This is a genomic window from Acetobacter pasteurianus subsp. pasteurianus LMG 1262 = NBRC 106471 (genome assembly GCF_000285275.1).
In the GTDB taxonomy this organism is placed as follows: domain Bacteria; phylum Pseudomonadota; class Alphaproteobacteria; order Acetobacterales; family Acetobacteraceae; genus Acetobacter; species Acetobacter pasteurianus.
Genome location: NZ_CADO01000073.1, coordinates 1 through 4,032 on the forward strand (window position 1 = coordinate 1; position 4,032 = coordinate 4,032).

A 4,032-nucleotide genomic window follows, 5' to 3' on the forward strand; every position below is an offset into this window, starting at 1 on the left:
ACAGGAGGCTGGAAACTCATACGCGCCTGCGCTACACTCTGTCTGCATCGGGTTCGTTTATTGCTTATGAAAAATTCTTTTGTGTAAAACAGACTTTTTCATAATCTAACCCGATGTACAACCCTTCTGTGAGATTTCCGCGTCGAGGTTATGGCGCTGATTGCACAGCGCAGCACAGTGAACGTCAAGGGGCAGTAACCTGCACAGATACATGCACTGGTAGAAAAATGCTGGGGTTGAGGCGGTTCGGAACAATCGGACACAAAATGAGTTTCAGGCATCCATTCTTATATAATCTATTTGCTACCTATTATTTTGCTTAACGTATGGCATGGGAAAGGAGGGAATATAAAAAATAGACGACCGGTCTATTTTTTATATGGACAGGCAATGTATTCGTCCATATATAAGCTCCTATGAAGATTGCAGAGAAACATCACGCTGCTCGGCAGCACATCCTGAAAGCGGCTAAACCGCTTATCGGCCAGCGTGGTTTTTCGGCTGTTGGTCTGACACAAATATTGGATGTTGCGGGAGTTCCCAAGGGCTCTTTCTACCATTACTTCGAATCAAAAGAAGTATTTGGGGAAGAGCTTCTTAGAACTTATATTGAAGATTATCTGGTAAAAATGGATGATCTTTTTGAAAATGCAGATGGTAATGCAGCCGAAAAAATAGCGCGTTACTGTCAGTTCTGGCGCGATACGCATCTTAGTAAGCAGATTGGGAATAAATGCCTGATTGTTAAACTTGCAGCGGAAGTCTGCGATCTTTCGGAACGGATGCGGGCCATTCTGGAAGGTGGCACCAGGAGTGTTATTGACCGGCTTAGCGCACTTATCACGGCGGGGCAGGGAGAAGGCTCAATAGGCAACCGGCAGGAGCCGGAAATGCTTGCGGCCTCACTTTACCAGCTCTGGCTGGGTTCGACCCTGATAGTGAAAATTACACACAGTTCTCAGCCGTTTGACCAAGCATGGCAGGCAACCAAACGGCTTCTGGAAATCTAGAAAGCAGGGAAAGCGCACAGCGTTTTACTTTGCGCAATAAATAGACGACCGGTCTACTATAAAGACCGATCTTAATAAGGTGTCTCAATGCAGAACTTTGAATTCTATAACCCTACACGCATCCTGTTTGGCAAAGGCATGATAGCTCGGCTTGATGAACAGCTATCGCCCGAAGCCCGCGTGCTTGTGCTTTACGGTGGTGCAAGTGCCGAACGTAGTGGCACGCTGGCTGAAGTTCGGGCAGCGCTGGGGAACCGCACTTTCCGTGAGTTTGGCGGTATTGAAGCCAACCCTACATATGAAACCCTTATGAAGGCCGTGGCTCTGGTGCGGGAGGAAAAGCTCGACTTCCTTTTGGCTGTTGGTGGCGGCTCTGTCATGGATGGCACCAAGTTTGTCGCGGCTGCTGTGCCGTATGAAGGCGAGCCGTGGGATATTCTTGTCAGCAAGGGTAAAGCCGCAACAAAAGCGCTTCCGCTGGGCACGGTTGTCACCTTGCCTGCCACGGGTTCAGAAATGAACTGCCTAAGCGTTATTTCTCGCCAGTCTACGGGTGACAAGTTGTTGTTCTCCAACCCGTTGGTCTATCCGCGTTTTTCTGTGCTGGACCCCATGCGCACCATGAGTTTGCCCATGAAGCAGGTGATTAATGGGGTGGTGGATTCCTTTGTCCATGTGATGGAACAGTACATGACCTATCCGGTCGATGGCATGGCGCAAGATCGCTTCTCAGAAGGGCTGCTGTCCAGCCTGGTTGAGATCGGGCCGCGTATTGTCGCGACACCAGATGATTATGATCTGCGCTCCAACCTCATGTGGGTTGCAACGCTTGCCCTGAATGGCTTGATCGGCGCGGGTGTGCCCCATGATTGGAGCACGCACATGATTGGTCATGAAATTACGGCAAAATACCACATTGATCATGCCCGCACGTTGGCCATCGTATTCCCTGCGTTAATCAAGGTTCGTCGTGCCGAAAAGCGCGCCAAGTTGCTGCAATATGCAACGCGGGTATGGAACCTGACCGATGGTACGGAAGATCAGCGGATTGATGTTGCCATTCGTAAAACTGAGGAATTCTTCGAAGGTTTGGGCGTACCAACCCGTCTGTCTGCCTATGAGATTGGTGCTGAAGGCATCAACGATCTGGTTGGTCAGCTTGAAGATCATGGCATGACGCATCTGGGTGAAAACGGTGATGTTACCCTAGATGTAAGCCGCAAAATTCTGGAAGCCGCTGCCTGACCTGAAGTGTCGCTATCGCCGGGGTGAAGGGGAACAGCCCGTTATCCCGGCAACCAATAAATTAATGAGAAACGAGACTTAAAAATGGCTTACGCCACAACCAATCCTTATACTAACGAAGTTGTTGCAACTTTCCCAGAGGCTACTGATGCGGAAGTTCAGACCGCATTGGCCGAGGCGCATGCTGCTTTCGAAGCTTGGCGCGATACATCCTTTGCAGAGCGAGCAAAGGTAATGAATGCCGCTGCTGCCATTCTGCGTCGTGATGTTGATAAGTATGCCCGTTTGGGCACGCTGGAAATGGGCAAGCTGTTTGAAGAATCTAAAGCAGAAATTATTCTTTCTGCTGAAATTTTTGAATACTATGCAAAACATGCAGAAGCACTTCTGAAGCCGGAATTGTTGCCTGTAGCAGACCCGGCAGAAGGCAAAGCCATGCTGGTGCATGAGCCGCTTGGTATCGTGCTGGCAATTGAGCCGTGGAACTTCCCCTTCTATCAGGTCGTGCGTATTATTGCGCCGCAGCTTTCCGCTGGTAACGCCGTGCTGCTCAAGCATGCTTCCAACCTGCCGCAGTGCGCTGCTGCCTTTGATACACTTATGGCAGAAGCCGGGCTGCCCAAAGGGTTGTTCCGCAACCTGTATGCAGCACGCCCGCACACAGCCATGATTTTGAATGACCCTCGCGTATGCGGTATCGCACTCACGGGGTCAGAAGGCGCAGGCACGGTTATTGCTGGTATTGCTGGCAAGGCACTGAAGAAGGCCACCATGGAACTCGGTGGAGCAGATGCTTTCATTGTGCTTGATGATGCTGACGTTGAAAAAGCAGCGCGTTGGGCGGTCATCGGTCGCCACTGGAATGCTGGCCAAGTTTGTGTTTCTGCAAAGCGCCTGATTGTAGCTGATGCTATTTATGATCAGTTCGTTGCTCTTTACAAAGAAGGTGTCGCAGCTCTCAAAGCAGGTGACCCGATGGACCCCAAAACCACGCTGGCTCCGTTGTCATCTCAGGCTGCTGCTGATGACTTGCGCGATCAGGTCACGCGGGCGATGGATCTTGGTGCCAAAGTTGAGGTAATTGGGGCGCCAGTTCCCGAACAGGGTGCTTTCTTCCAGCCGTTGCTTATGTCCAATCTGGATCAGAAAAACCCTGCACGCCATTGGGAATTTTTTGGACCTGTTACCCAGATCTACCGCGCGAAGGATGAGGCCGACGCCATCCGCATTGCCAATGATTCGCCCTACGGTCTAGGCGGCAGCGTATTCACAAAGGACGAAGCCCGAGGCACCCGTGTAGCACGGGCCATCCGCACCGGTATGGTGGTGATTAACCATCCACTATCGCCCAAGGCAGACCTACCTTTTGGTGGGATTAAAAACTCAGGCTATGGCCGTGAATTGATTGGCCTCGGCATTAAGGAGTTCATCAACCACAAGCTCATCAATGTAGTGGATATCGACGCAGCGTTCTGATTTGTATGATTGGAAGTGGCCAACATTTCTGGATGATTTTCCAAAGATGATGCCTGCACCGTATAGTGTGAAAGCCGCATAGGCCGTAACAGACAACCTAAAAAGGGGCTTCCATTGTGGAGGTCCCTTTTTTGTATGGGGTTTGGTTGCGCTAAAATGGGATTACGGACTTCATCTCTTACGCAACATGTCGGCTTTATTCAGAGGCAGGCTGATGACGATTGCCATCATGATTTGTGATGAACATTAGGTGTTTAGTCCCGTGGTTTGATGGTGTGATATTTTCACGAGAGTGGAAGGA

3 protein-coding genes are annotated in these 4,032 nt (G+C 50.4%); all 3 read left to right on the plus strand.

What is annotated here, in order from left to right:
* The first annotated feature begins 416 nt into the window (after window positions 1–416).
* The 3 genes from APA10_RS11030 to APA10_RS11040 all read left to right on the plus strand — a co-directional run bounded on the left by APA10_RS11030 (window position 417) and on the right by APA10_RS11040 (window position 3,731).
* A complete protein-coding gene (locus APA10_RS11030) occupies window positions 417–1,010 on the plus strand; it encodes a TetR/AcrR family transcriptional regulator (RefSeq protein ID WP_003631148.1) in 594 nt (197 codons plus the stop codon).
* Window positions 1,011–1,097: 87 nt separating this feature from the next.
* Window positions 1,098–2,255, plus strand: coding sequence for an iron-containing alcohol dehydrogenase (locus APA10_RS11035; RefSeq protein WP_003631147.1), 1,158 nt, complete (start codon window positions 1,098–1,100; stop codon window positions 2,253–2,255).
* Window positions 2,256–2,339: 84 nt separating this feature from the next.
* The gene (locus tag APA10_RS11040) at window positions 2,340–3,731 is read left to right on the plus strand and encodes an NAD-dependent succinate-semialdehyde dehydrogenase (RefSeq protein ID WP_003631146.1); all 1,392 of its coding nucleotides are present in this window, start codon (window positions 2,340–2,342) and stop codon (window positions 3,729–3,731) included.
* The last annotated feature ends 301 nt before the right edge of the window (window positions 3,732–4,032 follow it).